Here is a 22,383-nt window from a genome sequence, read left to right as displayed (position 1 = left end):
CTTTAATTGGTATAGGGAAGGGTACATAACGCGCGGCGGTGAAGTACACCGCGCGCGATTCGGTCTTATCGTTTTACCTGACTGATAACTACTTGTGTTTGCTGGCCGTTTTTTCCGCCAGCGACGCTAAAGCGGGTTCCTGCCGAATGGCATCAGCGACAATCCCTGCCACGGCGATAGCGCCTTTTTTCTGAAAGTGGGTGGTATCTGGTTTGCTCAGGCTACCCGCCTGATCGCGATAAAAAGGATATTTTTTGGGATCGATCACCAGCCAGTACTGTTTCCAGTTGTCGCTGTTACCCTGATTCGCCAGCGCGATAGTGGCTGGCTCAACGTCCAGTAAAATCACCTTGTTATCTGCTGCCGTATTCTTGATGGTCTGGCTGTAATCGCCGATGAACGCGTAGCCGTTATCTGCATTTTGCTTGGTGAAATGGCTATGTACGGCAGGCGTGCCATCTTTGCCTTCAGCTGTTTTCACTCGGGTGGTTGGGGTAAGCAGAACCGGTGTGAGTTTGTGCTGGCGGGCAAAAGTGATGTAGCGCTCCAGCGATGTCTGGAACGACATATCGGCTTTCCCCTGCGGGGCCTGTTTTTTCCCTGCCGCATCGTTCGGGTAAGTACAGAGGTTAGCGACATCCGCTGGGCCACGTACCGCCTTCGCCCCGTTGCAGTTTTGATCGTTGTGTCCCATTTGGATAAACAGGAAATCACCTTCCTTCATCAGCGGCTGCATCTGGCGGAACCAGCCTTCGTAGAAATAGTCGCGTGAGCTACGGCCTGAACGTGCGCCATTGACGACTTTTACGCCGCTATTTTTACTGAACTGTTGTTCAAAAACCTGTCCCCAACCCATACGTGGGAAGCGCCCCTTTTCATAGGTGGCTGCAGTTGAGTCGCCGACGATAAAGATTCGAGTTTGTGCTTTCTTAATCGCATCTAGATTTTGACGTGCAGCGCGATAATCCAGCGGTTCATAGTCGCCTTTGTCGTTCAGGCCAACAATTGGGTGAAATGTGCTGTCAGTCAGCACGGTGTGGCCGGAGTAACCCGTATTGTTGTGATAGTTGCGGTTATGGTTTATGACGCTGACGATTTTGGTGACCGCATCCTGCTGAGTCGCGGGGTAAGTCAGAGGATCGAAACTCTTGGGCGCACTGACGCCTACCTGTTTTAGCGCGTCATTAAAGCCTGCATGAAAATCAGCGTAGGCTTTTTTCCATGCGGCGGCGTCCAGTTTCGGTGATGCCGTATCGTCTGTTAGCTGCTGTGGACCAATGTAGCCTGCCGCCACTGCGATATCTGAAGTAATGCGGTCAGTCAGCGGGTTGATATTGGCAATATTCTCTTTACCGTCATGCAATGACGGGGCGACAGCGGACAGGCAGATTGCACGGGAGATATTATTCAGCAGGCAGTTATTGCCGCCAGATTCGACGGCTAAAAGACGTAATGGCGGTGTGAGGCCAGAGATATCGAGGTGATATTTTCCTTGCTCATCGGTCTGTGTCTGCCGCTTCTGACCCTGCTGGTCTCTGATAATGATGGTGGCAGGCAGATGAATATCCCGTACGGTAACATGACCGGATAAGCCGGTTTTTTCACCCAGCGTTGAACCCGACAGTAAGTTAACGCTGTCCGGCGCGGCGAGCGTTTTAGCGTGTACCAGTGTGAAAGGGGCGGAAAGTATCAGCGCTAAAGCTACACTTTCTGAAAAACGTTTTGCCATGGTCAGACATATCCCTTGTTGGTTAGTCGAAAACGGTTAATGAACCCAGGCGTTATCAAAGGAAGGTCGCTGTTTTTTATCGCTCTTGTCACGGCCTTTAGCGAGAACGTCGGGATTTTATTGTGCACCCAAGCCGATTCAAGGGCGATGCCTATATCCGTCATTCTTCAAGTTGCATGTGCGTTAGCTGCGTTCGCTCACCCGAATCACTTACCTGAGTAAGCTCATCGGGACTCCCTCGCTTGCTGCCTTCTTGCAACTCGAATTATTTAGGCTATAAACGAAGCTCCATCGGTGAAATAACTATTCATTAAAAGTGAAATGTTATTTTAATAATGTCTTGTTTTTTGTGACCCACCTCTTTTTTAGCGGAGCACTGCCGTACTGGCATATAGATTTGTGATCAATAAGGTGTTTTACAGGCGGTGGCTTTCTGAAAGATGAAAAAAAGGCCGCAAAAGCGACCTTTGGGTTTGATCCGTTATCAATGAGGGTTAGACAACTTTATGCGGACCAAAACATTCGTAATGCAGTTGCTCAGCGGGGATACCCATAGCCAGCAACTGCTGTGCGATAAACTGCATGAAAACGACAGGGCCGCACAGGTAATAGTGCATATCAGGCGTGGTTAATTCCTCTTTTAACGAGGCCAATTGCATCAGCCCGCTGTGATGATAATCCTCACCCGGACGATCGGCCTGCTGCGGTTCGCGATACCAAATATGATGCTGGAACTGTGGCAGTGACTGGCCTGTTTGTTCGATTTCATCCGCAAATGCATGCGCTGTGCCGTTTTCTGCCGCGTGCAGCCATAGCACCTTCGCCTGATGACCCTGCTGCTTGAGCGTATGCAGCATGCCCAGCATCGGGGTTTGCCCCACGCCACCGGAAATCAGGGCAACGGGTGTGTCGGTTGGGATATCAAGGAAGAAATCGCCGTGCGGAGCCGCCAGATGAATGATATCGCCTTCGCGAGCGGTATCATGCAGATAGCCGGAAACGGTGCCTTGTGCTTCGCGTTTAACCGCAATTCGGTAGGACTTTCCATTCGGCGCATGAGTCAGAGAGTATTGGCGAATCTCCTGATTGGCAAAACTGTCATGCTTGATGTAAACCGCCAGATATTGGCCCGGCTGAAAATCAGCAATAGGCTGGCCGTCGGTGGGTTCCAGTGTGAAGCTGGTAATCACCGAGCTTTGTGGCTGCTTGTTCACGATACGGAAAGGTCGCACACCGCTCCAGCCGCCGTTTTTCGCTTCTGTGCTGCGGTAGATATCGCCTTCGCGCTGAATGAAGACATTCGCCAGCACGCCATAGGCTTTACCCCAGGCATCCAGTACTTCTTGCCCTGGGCTAAACAGTTCATCCAGCGTGGCCAATAAGTGATTACCCACGATCTGATACTGATCGGCCTGAATGTTAAAGCTAGCGTGCTTCTGGGCGATGCGCTCAACCGCAGGCAGCAGCGCGGCCAGGTTTTCAATATTCGTTGCATAAGCACAGATGGCATTGAACAGCGCTTCACGCTGATCGCCATTGCGCTGGTTGCTCATGTTAAAAATATCTTTGAGCTCAGGGTTATGCGTAAACATGCGATCGTAAAAATGCGCGGTCAGTTTCGGGCCGGTTTCCGCCAGCAGAGGAATGGTCGATTTAACGATGGCGATAGTTTGGTTATCCAGCATGGTGACTCCTTATTTATTGGCATGACTTATAAGTTGTATTTTATATGCATCTTATTGGGTTTGTCCGCTGCTGTAAATTACCTTTTTGGTGGTAGGGGTTTTTAGGCGGAGCCAAAGGGAATAACATGAAGAAATAGCAGGTTGAGAATGAAGAAAAATCCGTTTACCACTGCGCAACAGATATTTGCTGAAGCCTTGTGCTGCCTGTAGCTAATCGTTTGCGTAAAAACCTCTGTCAAGACCTATCTTCATTAGGGAAAAACGGTTTACACTATACGCCATTCCCCAAAAGGGTAGCCCAATTCCCAAATGGGCCATTAATTCCCAGTATATTTATGTTAGCTGAGTCAGGAGATCCGGATGTTAAAGCGTGAAATGAACATTGCCGATTATGATGCCGACCTGTGGCAAGCAATGGAGCAAGAAGTGGTGCGTCAGGAAGAGCACATTGAACTGATTGCGTCAGAAAACTACACCAGCCCACGCGTTATGCAGGCTCAAGGGTCTCAGCTGACGAACAAGTATGCTGAAGGTTATCCGGGCAAACGTTACTACGGCGGCTGTGAGTATGTTGATATCGTTGAGCAACTGGCGATCGACCGTGCGAAAGCGCTGTTCGGTGCAGATTATGCCAACGTGCAGCCGCACTCCGGCTCTCAGGCGAACTTTGCCGTTTACACCGCGCTGCTGCAGCCGGGCGACACCATTCTGGGTATGAACCTGGCACATGGTGGTCACCTGACGCACGGTTCTCCGGTTAACCTGTCGGGCAAACTGTATAACGTCATTCCTTACGGCATCGACGAAAGCGGCAAGATCGATTACGACGAAATGGCTGAACTGGCGCGTACGCATAAGCCAAAAATGATCGTTGGCGGTTTCTCTGCTTACTCTGGCGTGGTTGACTGGGCGAAGATGCGTGAAATCGCTGACAGCATCGGTGCTTACCTGTTTGTTGATATGGCACACGTTGCCGGTCTGATTGCCGCAGATGTTTACCCTAACCCGGTTCCTCATGCTCACATCGTGACCACCACCACGCACAAAACGCTGGCTGGCCCACGCGGTGGCCTGATTCTGGCGAAAGGCGGCGACGAAGAGCTGTACAAAAAACTGAACTCAGCTGTTTTCCCTGGCGGTCAGGGCGGCCCGTTGATGCACGTTATCGCGGGTAAAGCGGTTGCGCTGAAAGAAGCGATGGAGCCTGAATTCAAGGTTTATCAGCAGCAGGTCGCGAAAAACGCCAAAGCAATGGTTGAAGTTTTCCTGTCACGTGGTTTTAACGTCGTTTCTGGTGCAACCAGCAACCACCTGTTCCTGCTGGATCTGGTGAGCAAAAATCTGACCGGTAAAGAAGCTGATGCTGCGCTGGGCCGTGCAAACATCACCGTGAACAAAAACAGCGTGCCTAACGATCCGAAGAGCCCGTTTGTGACTTCCGGTATCCGTATCGGTACACCAGCGGCAACCCGTCGTGGCTTTAAAGAAGCGGAAGTACGTGAACTGGCTGGCTGGATCTGTGATGTGTTAGACAACATCAACGACGAGGCGACCATTGAACGCGTGAAACAGAAAGTTCTGGATATCTGCGCCCGCTTCCCGGTTTACGCATAATTCGGCATTTTCTCTGACATCACTGTCGGAACACTTCCCAAACGCCAGCCTGAGTGCTGGCGTTTTTTATGGCGGCTATCCCTGCGGGCCGTTGCTGACGCAACGTTAAAAATTTCTCCCGGAAATTTTTTATGCCTGTCGATCGGGCTGGTATCTCCGTTCGCGTTTAATGACGAATAACGCGTTGCGCCGCCGTGTGCACTCTGACACAGTAACCGGCAAAAAAGTGCCGAAGCTAGGGGAGTTCGTCACCGAAAGGGAGGAATCATGGTTTTGCAATCGACGCGCTGGTTGGCGCTGAGCTATTTCACCTACTTTTTTTGCTATGGTGTTTTCCTGCCGTTTTGGGGCGGATGGCTGAAAGGCGAGGGGCTGTCCGCTGAGTCGATCGGCATGCTGTTGGGAGCGGGGCTGGTGGCGCGCTTCGTCGGCAGTCTGGTCATCACGCCCAGCGTGAAAGATCCGTCCAAATTAATTACGGTATTACGTGGGCTGGCGTTGCTGTCACTGGCGCTGGCCGTCGGTTTCTGGCTGGGGAATGCCTGGCTGTGGCTGATGATAGTGATGATCGGGTTTAACCTGTTTTTCGCACCGCTGGTGCCGCTGACCGATGCATTGGCCGCGACCTGGCAGCGGCAGGTCGTGATGGATTATGGCAAGGTGCGTGTCTGGGGCTCGATAGCGTTTGTTATCGCTTCTGCTGCAACGGGTGAACTGGTCGCTATCTGGGGACATCCGGCGATTCTGGCAATCCTCAGCGCAGGGCTGGTTGTGATGCTATTAGGCATGCTGCTTCGTCCCAGCGTGATGCCGCAAGCGGCAACGTCGACAGCCCAGTCGGTTAGCGTCACGCCGTGGAAACGATTGCTGGCCGAACCGGCGGTATGGCGCTTCCTGCTTTGCGTGTCGCTGCTGCAAGGGGCACACGCGGCTTACTATGGTTTCAGCGTCATTTATTGGCAGGATTCGGGCTATTCCGCCTCGATTATCGGCTATCTCTGGTCGTTAGGCGTGGTTGCGGAGATTGTCATCTTTACTTTCAGCCAGCGCCTGTTCCGACGCTGGAGTGCGAGACAGCTTCTTTTGCTCTCGGCCGCATGTGGCGTGGTGCGCTGGGGCTTGATGGGCGCGACAGTGGCTCTGCCGTGGCTGATTGTGATACAGATATTGCACTGCGGTACGTTCACCGTGTGCCATCTGGCGGCCATGCGCTTTATCGCTGCACGTACCGGTGGTGACATTCTGCGGCTACAGGCGGTGTATTCTGCTCTGGCAATGGGCGGGAGTATCGCGGTGATGACGATGGTGTCCGGTTTCCTGTTCGAACACCTACAGGGCGGTACGTTCTGGGTGATGGCGCTGCTGGCGGTTCCGGCCCTGTTTATTCGGCCTTCTGTCAGCCACCATACTGCTGTCGAAAAGGCGTAAGAAATGGCGTGTACTGTCAAGATAACGTAGTGTGGTAAAAATAATGTTACATTATAACGCTTTGAAACGGTGGTGCGGACGGATAACGTTGCTGATGACAGGTTTGGCATTCGGCCAGCCCGTTTTCGCTCACCCACACAGTTTTATTGATATGCAGACGACAGTTGAGAGCAAGAACGACAACATCACCGGTTTACGTATGCTGTGGACGATGGATCCCATCACGTCTGCCGACCTGTTGTATGACGCAGGGAAGGCGAAGAAGGACTCTGAAGTCTGGAAAAAGCTGGCGGCGGAAGTGATGGCGAATGTGTTAGGGCAGCACTATTTCACCGATATTTATCGTGATGGTCAGCCCGTGAAATATGCACCGATGCCAACGGAGTATCATCTTTCCCGCAAAGGCAATCAGGCGGTACTGGAGTTTGTGCTGCCGCTGGCGCATCCACAGCCGCTGGCCGGCAAGCCTTTGCTGATTTCTACTTATGACCCTACCTACTTTGTCGATATGTCCTACCAGAATGACAAGGCCGTTACGCTCGCACCTGCGCTGGCTTCACGTTGTAAAACCTCGCTCGTCACGCCGGAACCTAATGCTGAACTGCAATCCTATGCGCTGTCGTTGGATAAGAACGATGCGCCGGATGAAGACATGGAGCTGGGGAAACAGTTTGCACAGCGGGTGACGTTGCAATGTCAGTGAACCTCGGCTCGCTGCCGCGTCAGCGCCCGTTGTTGAGCCGATTGCGCGATCTGTGGCCGCTGTGGCTGTTTTTGGCACTGCTGGCCTCAGCGCTGCATTACATCGTCGGATACTGGCCGCAAATCGTGCTGCAAAGCGCGATCTGGCAGAAATCGCTGCATCAGCAGATGTCGCATCTGTTGCAGATGGTGGAACAGCAGCCGCATCAGGCGGGGCTGAGCCTGATGATGTTCAGTCTGGTCTATGGCGTGCTTCATGCCGTCGGGCCGGGGCACGGTAAAGTCGTCATCATGACCTATCTGGTGACACATCCGTCGAAGCTGAAAAGCAGCCTGAAGTTGACGCTTGCCGCGTCGCTGGTTCAGGGGCTGATGGCAGTCGCGCTGGTGACCGTGGTATTAGGGATTTTGCAACTGTCGAGTCGAACGTTGCATAACAGCAGTTTCTGGATGGAAAAGGGGAGCTTCGTGCTCGTTGCGGGACTGGGGCTACTGCTCTGTTTCCGCGCGTTGAAACAGCTGTATATCGTCCTTGTTCGGCAGCCTAAGCCCGCGACGATTTTGCGCGTGACGCCTTTGCACGTAGATTCTTTGAATGCAACCCAGCTTAACGTACCGACCGATAGACGTATGGCGCTTCGCCCGATGCCTATGCTTTCCTCTTCTCCTCATCAGCACGATGCCGACTGTGGCTGCGGGCACCGCCATCTCCCGAGCAATGAGGAACTTGAGCGCGATAGCAGCTGGCGTACGCGGCTGATGATTGTGCTGGCGATGGGGATGCGCCCGTGCTCAGGTGCTATTCTGGTGCTGCTTTTCTCTAAAGTGATCGGCGTGTATTGGTGGGGCGTGGCCTCTGCGCTGGTGATGGCTGCCGGAACGGCAATCACGATCTCGGCACTGGCCGTGTTGGTTTTTTACTGCCGTCGCGTGGTTGAGCGCTTAGGTGCAAACCGTGCCTCGCCCGTGTGGCAACGTGCGGCTTTTTCTCTTCTGGCTTTTGCTGGTGGGCTGATTTTAGTTGGCTCCGGCGTCCTGCTTTATCTCAGTGCACAGCCCGCGATGATGGGCGGCATTCGGCCATTCTCCGGCTAATTTTACCTTTTATTAACGCTGCGTTAAAAACCCATTGCTTCTGTTAATCACGGCAGGATATTATTTCAGTAATGATAACTATTATCATTTATAACCATAATCGCAGAAGGGAATAATAATGAAGAAATGGCTGTTTTCAGTCGTTGCTCTGTTGGGGCTGAGTGCGAGCGTTGTCGCCAGCGCTAACCCGATTGTTATTGAAGACGTTAGTGGCAGGAAGGTAGAAATCAAATCCGAAGTGAAGCGGATTATCTTAGGGGAAGGTCGACAGATTTATCTGCTGGCTGCCTTTGATACCGAGGCACCGTTCCAGCGCGTAGTTGGCTGGCGTGACGATCTGCCAAAAGCGGATTACGACGGCTATCTGGCTTACGAAAAGCAATACCCGGAAATCAAAAAGCTGCCGACCTTTGGCGGAGCGAAAGACGGCACTTTCAACGTCGAGCAGGCATTGACGCTGAAGCCGGATTTGGTACTGATGAATCTGGAATCAAAAGCGGCGACGGATGAAGGCAAGTTGATTGAGAAGCTCAGTTCGCTGGGTATTCCGGTGGTGTTCATCGATTTCCGCGAGAAGCCGTTTGAGAACGCAGAAAAAAGCATTCACATCATGGGCCAACTGGTCGGCAAACCACAGCGTGCGGAAGAGATCATTAAGTTCCGTCGTGAGCAGATTGAGCTTGTCACCGATCGGTTGAAGAACTATCAGGGGCCACGTCCGAAAGTGATGATTGACCGTGCTGGCGGCTATGACGAAGAGTGCTGTATGTCATTTGGTGATGAGAACTTTGGCCGCATGGTTGAGGCCGCTGGCGGTGACAACATTGCCAAGAACATCATCCCCGGCACGTTTGGTACGCTGAATCCCGAGCAGATTATCAGCTCTCGCCCGGATGTGGTGGTGGTGACTGGAGCTAACTGGAAAAACTACAACACGGCGAATGGCTGGGTTGGCGTTGGACCGGGAGCCGATCAGAAGGAAGCGCTGCAACGCTTGCAAAAACTGATGGAACGCTCAGCATTCAAAACCTTGCCGGTAGCAACCGATGGCAATGCGCATGCCATCTGGCATCAGTTCTATGACAGCCCGTATCAGTTTGTGGCGATTCAGGTATTAGCAAAATGGATGCACCCGGAACTGTTTAAGGATATCGATCCTGATGCAACGTTCCGTACCTTCCATGAGAAGTTCCTGCCGCTGCCTTATCAGCCAGGTTATTGGGTTACCCTGCCAGCGAAGAAATAATTCTGTCGGACAGTAAACCAGATAATGCAGTAAACCAGATAATAGAAAAGCACTGAATCTCATCGGTCAGTGCTTTTTTTTGTGCTTTTTTCGCTGATTCTATCGTCTATCAACATCAGCACTGGCGATGTTTATTTCACCGCATTCTTTGTCCTGCCGGAAAACAAAGCAAACGTTTCCCTTCCTACAACCTCATTACAGGATCGTTAGATGTTTATGACGATCGATTATCTTACTTTGATAGTTTTTGGCTATTGTTTTGAGATTATTAAGTGATTTTAATGATCGATGCTATCAAGCTACCCGCTTCTGTGGCGATAATTGAACGTGGTAAAGGTATGTCTGATTTTTATGCAAAACGCCATGTATGGAGGGAGATTCGGTTTATTTGACATACCGGAATCAGGAAAAAAATACGGTATAAAAATTCAAAAAATGGAGCGGTTATGAATATCACGCAACGCCTGCTGTTGACGTTTTCGCTAATGTCGCTGGCACTTATTTCATTAGTTATTGTTACTTTATCATTGTTATCAGGGTTCCAGTCTCGTTTCGAATATGTTCAGGATAATGCGATTCCGAGCATCAAAGATTTGAACAACTTAGTAGATAAAAGCAATTCGCTGGTGATGTTTTTGTATCGTCATCAGACGACGGATGATGACCGTAAATTACCTGCAATTGAGCAAGACATTAGTAAAAATATCGAAGAGATGCAGGCACTCAATGAGTATTACCTGAAAAATAATGCTTCCAGTGAGGAAGATCGCCAACTGACCAATACAGCGATTGACCTGACCAAAAAACTACAGACCTCTCTGCCCATTTTTCTGAACGCATCAAGAGCGAACCAGAATGACGTTGCACTCGGCCTGCTTCAGGGAATGGACGGTCCGGGAAAGGTCGTTCGTGATCTGCTCGCCAATTACCGTAAGCAATTCGATCTGAATGTTAAAATGGGCGACGATCTACGTCAGGTGAATAAACAGATCTATGAACAAACGTGGTTTGGCCTGTTGTCCGGTACGTTATTGATCGTGTTGCTGATCGGCTTTTTCGCGGTGAGAACCATTCTGGGCATTAGAAAAAGTTTGAATAACATGAGTCAAACGATGGAAAGCGTGAGTACCCATCTCGACCTGACGATTCAAGCGGACGATCGACGTAAGGATGAAGTGGGAAATACCGCCCGTGCCTTTAACAGCTTGATGCAGCGGGTATCCTCAGCGCTGGCTTCGGTGAGTGCTTCATCGCAGTCGGTGAGCAGCGCGGCGACGCAAATTGCGGCGGGGAATGAAGATCTGTCATCCCGCACCGAGGAACAGGCTGCTTCGCTGGAACAAACGGCGGCCAGTATGACGGAAATCAGTGAGACAGTGCGCCAGAATGCGGAGAACACGCAACAGGCGAGTCTGCTGGCAGGCAATGCCAGCAAGATCTCCATCAATAGTGCCGATTCCGTCAATACGATGCTGAATACGATGGAACACATTCGCACCAGCTCTGGCAAGATCACCGAGATCATTGCGCTCATCGAAGGCATCGCGTTTCAGACCAATATCCTTGCCTTGAATGCGGCAGTAGAAGCCGCTCGTGCCGGTGAGCAGGGGCGTGGTTTTGCGGTGGTCGCGGGAGAGGTGCGCACGCTGGCACAGCGGTCGTCTACGGCGGCGCGTGAAATCAAGGATTTGATTGATGCCTCAAACTCGCTGGTGTCGGCGGGTGTTGATCAAGCCAGCGATGTAGGGAAAAACATGTCAGCGATGAAGGATGCGATCCAGCAGGTGACGGATTTAGTCAATGAAATCGCGGCGGCGACTGAGGAACAAAGCCAGGGTATCAGCCAGGTGCATCAGGCCGTTAACCAGATGGATGATGTGACTCAGCAAAATGCTTCATTGGTGGAAGAGGCGTCTGCGGCGTCGCAGTCGTTGCAGGAACAGGCAAGTACGCTGAGCCAACTGGTGGGGCAGTTCATTGTGGGGCAGGTTACTCCTCTGGCGCTGGCTTCCGCTTCTGTATCCGCGCTACCTGGAATATCCGCGCCGCGTCTTGCTCCCGTGAGGAAAAAAAGCGCTGTTGCTCAGGATGAAGGGGACTGGCAGCGTTTCTAACCTATCGCGCCGCGTGCTGCGCAGTGAGGCGGCATGCGGCTATAGGCTCGATTGACCAGTGGCGAAAGCCAAGGGAGATACGGTATGGAATCGACTGAGCACAGTGCGGAAAACCTGGGGGATTATGCGTCGCTACTGACGGAATTCGAGCATATGACCGCGTTGCTTACTCAGCTAATGAAAAGCGATTACCGCACGCTTGATCTCTATCTCAATAATTGCAGTCACCTTATTTTGCGATTTACTGCAATTTATAAACTGCTCGATAAACCAGAGTTTGAACATTATCTGAAGCATTATGACGCAGCGCTCTACTACAACGTAAACAGCGTGGGTTTGGCATTGCGTTTGTTCGAGAACATGCTGACGAACATGCGCGATATGCTTGCCTCTGAGCGTTTGTGTTGAATAACGGCAATATTAAGCGCTGTGCGTACGGCGTGAAAAGGGTTCTGGCGTGGTGAATCCGCGTTGTCGCGTTTGGTAAGGTAAGACGGTGAGGGGACTCACCGTCTAGTCGTATAGAGAAAGACTTAGATGGTCGGTTCGCTGACCAGCCCGTCGATAATCACCTGCGGCACGCCCTGCGAACAGCGCTCGATGCGTCCGCGTACGCCATAGACCGCTGACAGGCTTTCAGGGCTAATCACCTCGGCCGGTGCGCCATTGGCAATCAAATTACCGTTTTGCAGCATCAATACATGGTCGCCATGACGCAGCGCGATATTGATGTCATGCACCACCACGACGGTGATGATGTTGCGCTTGCGCGTTTCCTTGCGTACCAAATCCATCACGTGGAACTGATAGTTCAGATCGAGTGCGCTAAGCGGTTCGTCCAACAGGAGCAGCGAAGGTTGGCGGATCAGCGATTGTGCTAACCCCACCAGCTGTTTCTGTCCGCCGGAGAGCTGATCGAGATAGCTCAACGCCAGATGTTCAATGCCTAACTGACGCAGCAGGCTCATCACTTCATCCTGCTTTTCGGCGTTGTGCATGCCGCCGGACGCGCGCTGTGCGACGATAATCGATTCCAGCACGTGCAGGTGAACGCCCGCAGGCAGGGATTGCGGCAAATAAACGACTTTTTCCGCCCGCTGAGCAAAAGGCAATGTCATCAGATTGGTGTCATCCAACCACAGCTCGCCTTCGGAAGCATTCAGACCTGCCATTGCACGCAACAGCGTTGATTTACCGCTGCCGTTGGGGCCGAGCAGCACGGTAATTTTCCCGCGCGGTAGCTGCGGGACGGACAGATCGCGAATCACCTGACGCTTGGGGTAACCGGCGCGAAAATGGGAAAGGCGTAATCCAGAAGAGGTTTGCTGGTTCATACGTTTCCTCTGTGGCGCAGGATGATACTCAGGAAGAAGGGGACGCCAACCAGTGATGTGACGATCCCGACCGGGATAATGACGCCGGGGATGAGATTTTTCGAGGCAACGGATGCCATCGACAGCACCAGCGCGCCAGTTAACGCACTGGCAGGCAGATAGAAGCGGTGGTCTTCACCGAAGATCATACGTGCGATATGCGGAGCAACCAGACCGATAAAGCCGATGGGGCCAACAAACGCGACCGAAATGGCGGACAAAATACTGATGCGCAGCAGCGTCGCCAGACGCAGGCGGCGGACGTTAATGCCAAAACTAACGGCGCGATCTTCACCCAACCGCAGGGCGGTCAGCTTCCATGAGCTCATCAGTGAAATTGGCATCACGATAGCCAGCACCAGCAGCAGGATGCCTAATTTTTCCCACGAGGCACGAGCCAGACTGCCCATCGTCCAGAACACCAGACCTTGCAGCGTGTCTTCGTTGGCGATGAACTGGAGCATGGATACCAGCGCGTTGAAGGTGAACACCAGCGCGATACCGAACAGCACGACGCCGGAGGTCGCGACCTGCGTCCAGCGCGTAATGCCATCAAGCAGCAACGCTGCCAGCAGCGCAAAGATAAAGGCGTTTGCAGAGATAAACCACTGAGCCGGAATACCGGGGATGCCGATACCAAGGACGATAGCCAGCGCGGCGCCGAATGCGGCGGCGGAAGAAACGCCGAGCGTAAACGGACTGGCCAGCGGGTTGTTCAGGATCGTTTGCATTTCTGCACCGGCCAGACCAAGTGACAGTCCGACCACGATAGCCATCAGTGCGTAAGGCAGACGAATATCCCAGACGATCACGCGCGTACCGGCATCGGCGCTGGCCGGATCGGTCAGCGTCTGCCAAAGCACATCAAGCGTCAGCCCTGAAGGCCCCATCGTGAAATCCAGCAACAACGAGCCGATGATGATCAACAGCAGTATCGCCATAACACCCACGCGGCGTCGAATAATGCCGCGATAGTTGTCCATAATGGTGTTGGCATCCGCGGCAGTATTGCGGATACCCGGTTCAGTGGTTGTACTCATGAAAAATTACTCACCTTGTTTCCAGGCAAAGATAAAGTCACTGTCAGGCAGCGAGGTAAAATTCTGAATGATATGGTGATACGTGTCATCAGGATTCAAGCTGGAAAACGCCTGAGGATAAATGTCCTTTGCCAGATATTCCATACCAACAATGTTGTAAGGATGGTTGTAGAAATGGTGGTAAACGCCGTAAACGTGTTTCGCCTGAACCGCCGGAATTTGGCTGATGCCAGTGCGGTTTAGCAGCGTAGTGGCCTGATTACGAACGTCTTCTACGCTGGCACCATAGCCTAACGGCAGTACCTGACTGTTACCACGCTTAGAGCCTGTCATAATGTAGACATCAGGTTTCATGCTGATAATTTTTTCCAGCGAGACAAAGCCTGACGCGCCTGGCAGTAAATCCGAACCAATATTTTTCGCGCCGACCGCTTCAATCAATCCGCCCCAGCCGCTGTTGCTGTGTGTGAAGCAGCAGGAGTCTGAGTTGCCAGCAATCGGTTCAATAAAGACGTTAGGTTTCGGAGTGATTGCAGCGGTTTTCTGCTGAATAGCATCGAAGTGTTGACGATAGAAATCGGTATACGCTTTGGCATTGGCTTCACGGTTCAGAACTTTTCCCAACAGGTCGACGCTGGGAGCGGTATCTTTAGCCGGATTCACTTCATAATCGACGAACAGCACGGGAATATTCAGCGCGCTGAGCTTGTCGATCACACCGCTTTCCTTCAGTGCTGCTTTTGCTCGCAGCTGGGCAATCATCAGATCCGGCTGTTTTGACAGTACGCTTTCCAGATCGACATTGCCTTTGTCACTGAAGCCCATATCCAGAATGCCAACGGACTGAGGCCATTTTCCTTTCAGCATATCCCAGGTTGCGGTGTCCTGTTTTTTCGCCAGATTGTTCCAGGCGACCAGACGCTGAAAGGGATTATCGCGATCAAGCAATGCCATCGTCATAATATCGCGCCCATCTTGCAGAATGATGCGCTGTGGCTCTTGTTTAATGGTGACACTTCTTCCGTCGAAATCGGTGACAGTAAGAGGATATTGGGTGGCGTAGCTGAAAAGCGGGGTGGTGAGTAGTGCGGTCAGAAAGAGTGATCTTACTGATTTTCTTAACATGGTGGCGATCCTAATTCACGATTTATCGGTGTAATGAGTTTGATAATTATTATCGTATAAGGATAAACAATGCGTATACAGGATTCATATGTAAAGAAAAATAACAACTCCGGCCCAATGTCGTTTTTATGGGGGTGGGCCGGAGTGGGTCGGAATTAGCGTTTCAGCGCGTCGCTCAGTTCTTCACGGATGGTGCCCAGAATGGATTTCACCACGCGCGGGTTACCTGCAACCAGATTGCCGGATGTCAGATAGTTATGGCCGCCAACGAAGTCCGTCACGATCCCGCCAGCTTCACGTACCAGCAGTTCGCCACCGGCAAAATCCCATGGCTTCAGGCCGATTTCAAAGAAACCGTCAACGCGACCCGCGGCCACATAGGCCAGATCCAGTGCAGCAGAACCCGTACGGCGGAAATCCGCACAGTGGGTGAACAGCGCACCGATGACGTTGATATAGCTTTTGCTGTGTTGTTTTAATTTGAAAGGGAAACCTGTTGCCAGTACGGTGCCTTCCAGATCGCGGGCAGTGCTGCTGCGCAGACGGTAGCCGTTCAGCTGTGCGCCTTGACCACGGGTCGCGGTAAACAGTTCATTACGCATAGGATCGTAAACGACGGCAACTTCGGTACGGCCTTTAATGCGGACCGCGATAGAAACAGCGAAGTGGGGTAAACGTTTGATGAAGTTGGTGGTGCCATCCAGAGGATCGATAACCCATTGTACTGCCGGATCTTCGCCAACCAGCTCGCCACACTCTTCACCAATAATGGTGTGCTGTGGGTAAGACTTACGGATGACTTCAACGATCAGACGTTCTGCATCCCGATCAACGTTGGTCACAAAATCGTTGCTGCCTTTCTGGCTAGCTTCGACGGCGTCTGGCGTTTCATAGTTTTTGGCAATTAAATTACCGGCTTTACGCGCAGCGCGTATAGCGATGTTGAGCATCGGATGCATGGTATCGGTCCACTGGAATGTTAAAGAACGGAAAGCGGCGCAGAGTATAGCAGGAGAAAAGTCAAATAGCGAAGTTTGTGTTAGAGTACGGCGGTTTCCTTTTCGCACGACTTCCTTTCGCACAATAGAGTACATATGTTAGACAATATTCGCATTGTTCTGGTTGAAACGTCGCACACTGGCAATATGGGGTCAGTGGCCAGGGCGATGAAAACCATGGGATTAAGCAAACTTTATTTGGTCAACCCATTGGTGAAGCCTGATTCGCAGGCAATTGCGTTGGCGGCAGGCGCCAGCGATGTTATCGGCAATGCCACCATTGTGGATTCGTTCGATCAGGCGCTCGAAGGGTGTGGTCTGGTCGTTGGCACCAGCGCACGTTCTCGAACCTTACCCTGGCCGATGCTGGAACCGCGTGAGTGCGGCGTTCGTAGCGCGCAGGAAGCAGAACACGCGCCGGTCGCGTTGGTGTTTGGGCGTGAACGTGTGGGGCTGACGAATGAAGAGCTTCAGAAATGCCATTATCACGTGGCGATTCCTGCGAACCCGGAATACAGCTCGCTCAATCTGGCGATGGCGGTACAGATCATTGCTTATGAAGTACGCATCGCACATTTGGATCGCTTACAAGCTGGGCAGCCGGAACACGAAGAGTCGCCGTACCCGCTGGTCGACGATCTGGAGCGGTTTTATCAGCATCTTGAACAGACGCTGCTGCAAACCGGATTTATCCGACCAGCACATCAAGGGCAGGTGATGAACAAACTGCGCCGCCTGTTTACCCGTGCCAGGCCTGAAAGTCAGGAACTGAATATCTTGCGTGGGATACTGAGCTCGGTACAGAAAACACACGATGAATAATACTTGAGTGTTTTACTTGGTTAAATAGTTGACTAAAACACTCAGGAATGTCAGACTCGCGGTATGTTCTGCCAATACATGTTTTCATAATACATGTTTTATCTACAGGTACCACTATCATGAGACTGACATCCAAAGGCCGTTACGCCGTTACCGCCATGCTCGATGTGGCTCTGCACTCCCAGGAAGGACCCGTTCCATTGGCGGATATTTCTGAACGCCAGGGTATTTCACTGTCTTACCTGGAGCAGCTGTTTTCGCGTCTGCGCAAGAACGGACTGGTTGCCAGCGTTCGTGGCCCAGGCGGCGGTTACCTGCTGGGTAAAAATGCGAATGAAATCGCTGTTGGTATGGTCATTTCGGCCGTCGATGAATCCGTTGATGCAACGCGTTGCCAGGGCCGCGAAGGCTGCCAGGGTGGCGATCGCTGCCTGACGCACACGCTGTGGCGCGATCTGAGTGACCGTATTACCGACTTCCTGAATAACATCACGCTGGATGAGCTGGTGAACAATAAGGAAGTGCTGGATGTGGCGGATCGTCAGGATGCTGACACGCGCCGCACCGCCAATGGACGTATCCAGGAAACGATTAACGTTAACCTGCGCGCCTGATACACCTTCAACGTGACGAGCACCCTTACTCGTCACGTTTTGCCTTTCCGATAGCCGCATAATCCTGACCACATTACCCAATGTGGCGTTGGCGTTAGTCCGACTATCACGGCGTGTTCTGACGATAATGTGTTCCGACTATAACATCGTCAGATTTTTTGCATTGGCCCGAGAGGTTGCGGGTATAAACAGCCTGTCAATAAAACAAAACGCATTGTACGTTTTGAAGTGATGTACGGAGTTTATGAGCAATGAAGTTACCTATCTATCTCGACTACTCAGCTACCACGCCGGTTGACCCGCGCGTCGCTGAGAAAATGATGCAATGTTTGACGTTGGACGGTACGTTCGGTAATCCGGCTTCCCGTTCCCACCGTTTTGGCTGGCAGGCGGAAGAGGCGGTTGATATCGCCCGTAACCAAATTGCTGAACTGGTTGGTGCCGACCCGCGTGAGATCGTCTTCACGTCAGGCGCGACCGAAGCCGATAACCTCGCCATTAAAGGTGTTGCCAACTTCTATCAGAAGAAGGGCAAGCACATTATCACCAGTAAGACCGAACACAAAGCCGTGCTGGATACCTGTCGTCAACTCGAACGCGAAGGCTTTGAGGTGACTTATCTGGCCCCGCAGCGTAACGGTATTATCGATCTGGCTGAACTCGAAGCGGCAATGCGTGAGGACACCATTCTGGTTTCCATCATGCACGTCAACAATGAAATCGGCGTTGTGCAGGATATCGCTGCTATCGGTGACATGTGCCGTAGCCGCGGTATTGTGTTCCATGTCGATGCCACGCAGAGCGTAGGCAAGCTGCCTATCGATCTCAACCAGTTAAAAGTGGATCTGATGTCTTTCTCCGGCCATAAAATCTATGGGCCGAAGGGAATCGGGGCACTGTATGTTCGTCGTAAACCCCGTATTCGTCTCGAAGCGCAGATGCACGGCGGCGGCCATGAGCGCGGTATGCGTTCTGGCACTCTGCCTGTGCACCAAATTGTCGGTATGGGTGAAGCCTACCGTATTGCGAAAGAAGAGATGACCGCAGAAATGGAGCGCCTGCGTACGCTGCGCGATCGTCTGTGGAACGGTATTAATGATATTGAAGAAGTCTACCTGAATGGTGACATTGAACAGGGCGTGCCTAACATCCTGAACGTCAGCTTCAACTATGTTGAAGGTGAATCGTTGATTATGGCGCTCAAGGATCTGGCTGTGTCGTCCGGTTCTGCCTGTACGTCGGCTAGTCTGGAGCCCTCCTACGTGTTACGTGCGCTGGGTATGAATGATGAGCTGGCACATAGCTCGATCCGTTTCTCGCTGGGGCGTTTCACCACCGAAGAAGAGATCGACTACACCATCGAGCTGGTACGTAAATCTATTGGCCGTCTGCGCGATCTTTCTCCGCTGTGGGAAATGTTCAAGCAGGGCGTGGATATCAGCAGCATCGAGTGGGCGCATCATTAATTCACCAGTTCGGGGACGACTATCATGGCTTACAGCGAAAAAGTAATTGATCACTATGAAAATCCACGCAATGTGGGTTCGTTTGACAACGCCGATCCGTCTATCGGTAGCGGCATGGTCGGCGCGCCAGCGTGCGGCGATGTGATGAAGTTGCAGATAAAAGTCAACAATGAGGGTATCATCGAAGATGCCCGCTTCAAGACATACGGTTGTGGTTCTGCCATTGCCTCCAGCTCGCTGGTCACTGAGTGGGTAAAAGGCAAATCGCTGAATGAAGCTGAAGCGATTAAGAACACGCAGATTGCCGAAGAGCTTGAGTTACCGCCAGTGAAGATTCACTGCTCCATTCTGGCGGAAGACGCTATCAAGGCAGCGATTGCGGATTACAAAAGTAAACGCGACGCGCAGTAATCTCTGCGGCTGAACTCGTCGGGGCACCGTTTCTCTGGGTGCCTGATTCCGTCGAGGTGGCGAACGATCGAGGTAACAGTATGTCGATTTCTCTGAGCGAAAGCGCGGCACAACGCGTGAGCGCTTTCATCGCAAACCGGGGCAAAGGCCTTGGGCTGCGTCTTGGCGTACGGACATCCGGCTGTTCCGGTATGGCGTATGTGCTGGAGTTTGTTGATGATTTGAACGACGGTGATACGGTCTTTGAAGACAAAGGCGTCAAGGTCATCGTGGACGGCAAAAGTCTGGTCTATCTTGACGGAACAGAATTGGATTTCGTCAAAGAAGGGCTGAACGAAGGCTTTAAGTTCAATAATCCGAACATTTCCGGCGAATGTGGTTGCGGCGAAAGTTTCAACGTCTGACCCCTCTTGGGTAGTGAACGTGCGATCGGTTAATGGCCTGCGTTGCTACCCAGAACTCCCAGAGTACCACTATGGATTACTTTACGTTATTCGGGCTGCCCATTCGCTATGATGTGGATGGCGGCCTGCTTGCATCCCGTTTTCAGGATTTGCAGCGGCAGTTCCATCCTGACCGTTATGCTGCCAGCCCAGAGCGCGAGCGCATGCTGGCGGTGCAGCAGGCGGCGACGATCAATAATGCCTATCAGTCGCTCAAGCATCCGCTGAAACGCGCGGAGTATATGCTGTCGCTGCACGGTTTTGATGTGAACAACGAACAGCATACGATGAAGGACACGGCTTTCCTGATGGAACAGCTGGAACTGCGTGAAGAACTGGAGGCGATCTCTCAGCGATCCGATGCGGATGATGCGCTGACGGCCTTCGCGGAGCGGTTGCAGGCAACGATCGTTAAGCGCCGTTCGCATATGCGTGATGAACTCGATAATGAGACGTGGACAGACGCTGCGGATACCGTGCGCAAGCTACGCTTTTTAGACAAGCTCCAGCAACAGGTTGAAGAACTCGAAGAACAATTGCTGGACAGATAACTGGTTAATCCGGCGGGAAACCCGATGGTGATTACCATGCCGGTTTTTTCGCCAGCCAATTGATGGAAGCTCAATATGGCCTTATTACAAATTAGTGAGCCTGGCCTTAGCGCCGCACCGCATCAGCGCCGTCTGGCTGTCGGTATTGATTTAGGCACGACCCATTCTCTTGTTGCTACCGTACGCAGCGGCGAAGCGCAGACGCTGGCGGATAGCGACGGACGCGACCTGCTGCCGTCGGTTGTCCACTATCGTCACGATGGCCACAGCGTCGGCTGGCACGCGCGCGACAATGCTGCCCACGATCTGGAAAATACCGTCAGTTCAGTTAAACGCCTGATGGGGCGTTCTCTGGACGATATTCAGCAGCGTTACCCGCATTTACCCTATCGCTTTCATGCCAGCGATAATGGCCTGCCGCTGATTCAGACGTCGGCTGGCAACCTCAATCCTGTACAGGTATCGGCGGATATTTTGTCTGCGCTGGCTGCGCGTGCGGAAGCGGCGTTAGGCGGCGTGCCTGATGGCGTGGTGATTACCGTTCCCGCTTATTTCGATGACGCACAGCGTCAGGGCACCAAAGATGCGGCACGTCTTGCTGGGCTGCACGTCTTACGCCTACTGAACGAGCCGACTGCGGCCGCGATTGCCTATGGGCTGGATTCCGGTAAAGAGGGTGTGATCGCCATTTACGATCTGGGCGGCGGTACCTTTGATATTTCCATTCTGCGCCTGAGCCGTGGCGTCTTTGAAGTGCTGGCGACGGGCGGCGATTCTGCGCTGGGCGGTGATGATTTCGATCATTTGCTGGCGGAGTGGCTGCGTGAGCAGGCGGGCATTCACGATCGTGACGATCACCAGTTGGATCATGCCTTTCGTGATGCGGCGGTGAAAGCCAAGATTGCGCTAAGCAGCGCCGAGACGGTACGCGTGGATATCGCAGGCTGGCAGGGAGATATCACCCGTGAACATCTTGATGCACTGATTGCTCCGCTGGTGAAACGCACACTGTTGTCCTGCCGTCGTACGCTGAAAGATGCAGGGCTGACGGCAGAAGACGTGCTGGAAGTCGTGATGGTGGGCGGATCGACGCGTGTTCCGCTGGTGCGTGATCAAGTAGGAACGTTTTTTGGCCGCACGCCGCTGACGTCGATCGATCCGGACAAGGTTGTGGCTATTGGCGCGGCGATTCAGGCGGATATTCTGGTGGGTAACAAGCCAGACAGCGACATGCTGCTGCTGGATGTGATCCCCTTGTCGCTGGGGCTGGAGACGATGGGGGGGCTGGTGGAAAAAATCATTCCGCGCAATACCACGATCCCGGTTGCCCGCGCACAGGAATTCACCACCTTCAAAGACGGCCAGAGCGGCATGATGATCCACGTCTTGCAGGGCGAACGCGAAATGGTGGCGGATTGCCGCTCGCTTGCACGCTTCTCACTGCGCGGCCTGCCGCCGCTGCCGGCTGGTGGGGCTCACATTCGCGTGACCTTTCAGGTCGATGCGGATGGCTTGCTGAGCGTGACGGCGATGGAGAAATCGACGGGCGTTGAGGCATCCATTCAGGTTAAACCGTCATACGGTTTGAGCGATACGGAAATTGCCACGATGATCACCGACTCGATGCTGAATGCGAAGGAAGATGTCGGCGCGCGTCGGCTGGCAGAGCAAAAAGTGGAGGCGGCACGCGTGCTGGAAAGCTTGCAAAGTGCGCTGATGGCCGACGCAGAATTATTGAACCATGACGAAAAAGGCATCATTGTCGCGGCATCTGAACACCTGCATACGATGATGCAGGGAAGCGATCCCGTGGCAATTGAAGCCGCGATTAAAACAGTCGATCAACAAACCCAGGAATTCGCCGCTCGTCGCATGGATGCCTCTATCCGTCGCGCGTTGGCAGGCCATTCTGTGGATGAGGTGTAAC

20 protein-coding genes are annotated in these 22,383 nt (G+C 52.6%); 14 read left to right on the top strand and 6 right to left on the bottom strand.

What is annotated here, in order from left to right; translation table 11 throughout:
* Positions 1 to 88 precede the first annotated feature (88 nt).
* Both paeY and hmpA read right to left on the bottom strand, forming a co-directional pair.
* Positions 89 to 1,729 carry a pectin acetylesterase PaeY gene (paeY, locus tag BUB06_RS19005; RefSeq protein ID WP_039475132.1) on the bottom strand — a complete coding sequence of 547 codons (1,641 nt, stop codon included), beginning with the start codon at positions 1,727 to 1,729 and terminating at the stop codon, positions 89 to 91.
* 494 nt (positions 1,730 to 2,223) lie between these two features.
* The gene (gene hmpA, locus BUB06_RS18995) at positions 2,224 to 3,414 is read right to left on the bottom strand and encodes an NO-inducible flavohemoprotein (protein WP_039475129.1); all 1,191 of its coding nucleotides are present in this window, start codon (positions 3,412 to 3,414) and stop codon (positions 2,224 to 2,226) included.
* 360 nt (positions 3,415 to 3,774) lie between these two features.
* Here hmpA and glyA point away from each other — a divergent pair, with 360 nt between their 5' ends.
* From glyA to BUB06_RS18960, 7 genes are all read left to right on the top strand, one after another.
* Positions 3,775 to 5,028: a serine hydroxymethyltransferase gene (gene glyA / locus BUB06_RS18990; RefSeq protein WP_010301142.1), complete on the top strand. Its 1,254-nt coding sequence runs from the start codon at positions 3,775 to 3,777 to the stop codon at positions 5,026 to 5,028.
* A 267-nt stretch (positions 5,029 to 5,295) separates the two neighbouring features.
* Positions 5,296 to 6,456 carry a 3-phenylpropionate MFS transporter gene (locus BUB06_RS18985; protein ID WP_039475127.1) on the top strand — a complete coding sequence of 387 codons (1,161 nt, stop codon included), beginning with the start codon at positions 5,296 to 5,298 and terminating at the stop codon, positions 6,454 to 6,456.
* Between the two features lie 43 nt (positions 6,457 to 6,499).
* Positions 6,500 to 7,159: a DUF1007 family protein gene (locus BUB06_RS18980; protein WP_029368353.1), complete on the top strand. Its 660-nt coding sequence runs from the start codon at positions 6,500 to 6,502 to the stop codon at positions 7,157 to 7,159.
* A complete protein-coding gene (locus BUB06_RS18975) occupies positions 7,150 to 8,253 on the top strand; it encodes a nickel/cobalt transporter (RefSeq protein WP_039475124.1) in 1,104 nt (367 codons plus the stop codon). The genes BUB06_RS18980 and BUB06_RS18975 overlap by 10 nt, the downstream gene beginning before the upstream one ends.
* Positions 8,254 to 8,371: 118 nt before the next feature.
* On the top strand, positions 8,372 to 9,499 hold the full coding sequence (locus tag BUB06_RS18970) for an ABC transporter substrate-binding protein (protein WP_010301130.1): 1,128 nt from the start codon (positions 8,372 to 8,374) through the stop codon (positions 9,497 to 9,499).
* A gap of 446 nt (positions 9,500 to 9,945) precedes the next feature.
* Positions 9,946 to 11,613 (top strand): methyl-accepting chemotaxis protein, encoded by a 1,668-nt coding sequence (locus BUB06_RS18965; RefSeq protein WP_039475121.1) that lies wholly within the window; start codon positions 9,946 to 9,948, stop codon positions 11,611 to 11,613.
* Positions 11,614 to 11,697: 84 nt separating this feature from the next.
* Positions 11,698 to 12,021, top strand: coding sequence for a hypothetical protein (locus BUB06_RS18960; protein WP_010301123.1), 324 nt, complete (start codon positions 11,698 to 11,700; stop codon positions 12,019 to 12,021).
* A gap of 125 nt (positions 12,022 to 12,146) precedes the next feature.
* Here BUB06_RS18960 and BUB06_RS18955 read toward each other — a convergent pair whose 3' ends face one another.
* The 4 genes from BUB06_RS18955 to suhB form a co-directional block, all read right to left on the bottom strand.
* Entirely contained in the window at positions 12,147 to 12,947 is an 801-nt protein-coding gene (locus tag BUB06_RS18955) for an ABC transporter ATP-binding protein (protein ID WP_010301120.1), read from the bottom strand.
* Complete coding sequence (locus BUB06_RS18950) at positions 12,944 to 13,927, bottom strand: FecCD family ABC transporter permease (protein WP_370529541.1); 984 nt, start codon at positions 13,925 to 13,927, stop codon at positions 12,944 to 12,946. The genes BUB06_RS18955 and BUB06_RS18950 overlap by 4 nt, the downstream gene beginning before the upstream one ends.
* A gap of 105 nt (positions 13,928 to 14,032) precedes the next feature.
* On the bottom strand, positions 14,033 to 15,151 hold the full coding sequence (locus tag BUB06_RS18945; RefSeq protein ID WP_039475115.1) for an ABC transporter substrate-binding protein: 1,119 nt from the start codon (positions 15,149 to 15,151) through the stop codon (positions 14,033 to 14,035).
* Between the two features lie 155 nt (positions 15,152 to 15,306).
* Positions 15,307 to 16,110, bottom strand: a complete 804-nt coding sequence (suhB, locus tag BUB06_RS18940) for an inositol-1-monophosphatase (protein WP_039360703.1) — start codon at positions 16,108 to 16,110, stop codon at positions 15,307 to 15,309.
* A 135-nt stretch (positions 16,111 to 16,245) separates the two neighbouring features.
* Here suhB and trmJ point away from each other — a divergent pair, with 135 nt between their 5' ends.
* The 7 genes from trmJ (at position 16,246) to hscA (ending at position 22,382) form a co-directional block, all read left to right on the top strand.
* A complete protein-coding gene (trmJ, locus tag BUB06_RS18935; protein ID WP_039360702.1) occupies positions 16,246 to 16,971 on the top strand; it encodes a tRNA (cytosine(32)/uridine(32)-2'-O)-methyltransferase TrmJ in 726 nt (241 codons plus the stop codon).
* 119 nt (positions 16,972 to 17,090) lie between these two features.
* Positions 17,091 to 17,585 (top strand): Fe-S cluster assembly transcriptional regulator IscR, encoded by a 495-nt coding sequence (iscR, locus tag BUB06_RS18930; RefSeq protein ID WP_010280087.1) that lies wholly within the window; start codon positions 17,091 to 17,093, stop codon positions 17,583 to 17,585.
* Between the two features lie 251 nt (positions 17,586 to 17,836).
* Positions 17,837 to 19,051 (top strand): IscS subfamily cysteine desulfurase, encoded by a 1,215-nt coding sequence (locus BUB06_RS18925; protein WP_039475108.1) that lies wholly within the window; start codon positions 17,837 to 17,839, stop codon positions 19,049 to 19,051.
* Between the two features lie 24 nt (positions 19,052 to 19,075).
* On the top strand, positions 19,076 to 19,462 hold the full coding sequence (gene iscU, locus BUB06_RS18920; protein WP_005970177.1) for a Fe-S cluster assembly scaffold IscU: 387 nt from the start codon (positions 19,076 to 19,078) through the stop codon (positions 19,460 to 19,462).
* Positions 19,463 to 19,542: 80 nt separating this feature from the next.
* The gene (gene iscA / locus BUB06_RS18915; protein WP_010307854.1) at positions 19,543 to 19,866 is read left to right on the top strand and encodes an iron-sulfur cluster assembly protein IscA; all 324 of its coding nucleotides are present in this window, start codon (positions 19,543 to 19,545) and stop codon (positions 19,864 to 19,866) included.
* 71 nt (positions 19,867 to 19,937) lie between these two features.
* A complete protein-coding gene (gene hscB / locus BUB06_RS18910) occupies positions 19,938 to 20,456 on the top strand; it encodes a co-chaperone HscB (RefSeq protein ID WP_039475106.1) in 519 nt (172 codons plus the stop codon).
* Positions 20,457 to 20,531: 75 nt separating this feature from the next.
* Positions 20,532 to 22,382, top strand: a complete 1,851-nt coding sequence (hscA, locus tag BUB06_RS18905) for a Fe-S protein assembly chaperone HscA (RefSeq protein WP_039475103.1) — start codon at positions 20,532 to 20,534, stop codon at positions 22,380 to 22,382.
* Position 22,383: the final 1 nt, after the last annotated feature.

The organism is Pectobacterium carotovorum, assembly GCF_900129615.1.
Classification (GTDB): domain Bacteria; phylum Pseudomonadota; class Gammaproteobacteria; order Enterobacterales; family Enterobacteriaceae; genus Pectobacterium; species Pectobacterium carotovorum.
This window is presented reverse-complemented; position numbering and strand designations above follow the sequence as displayed.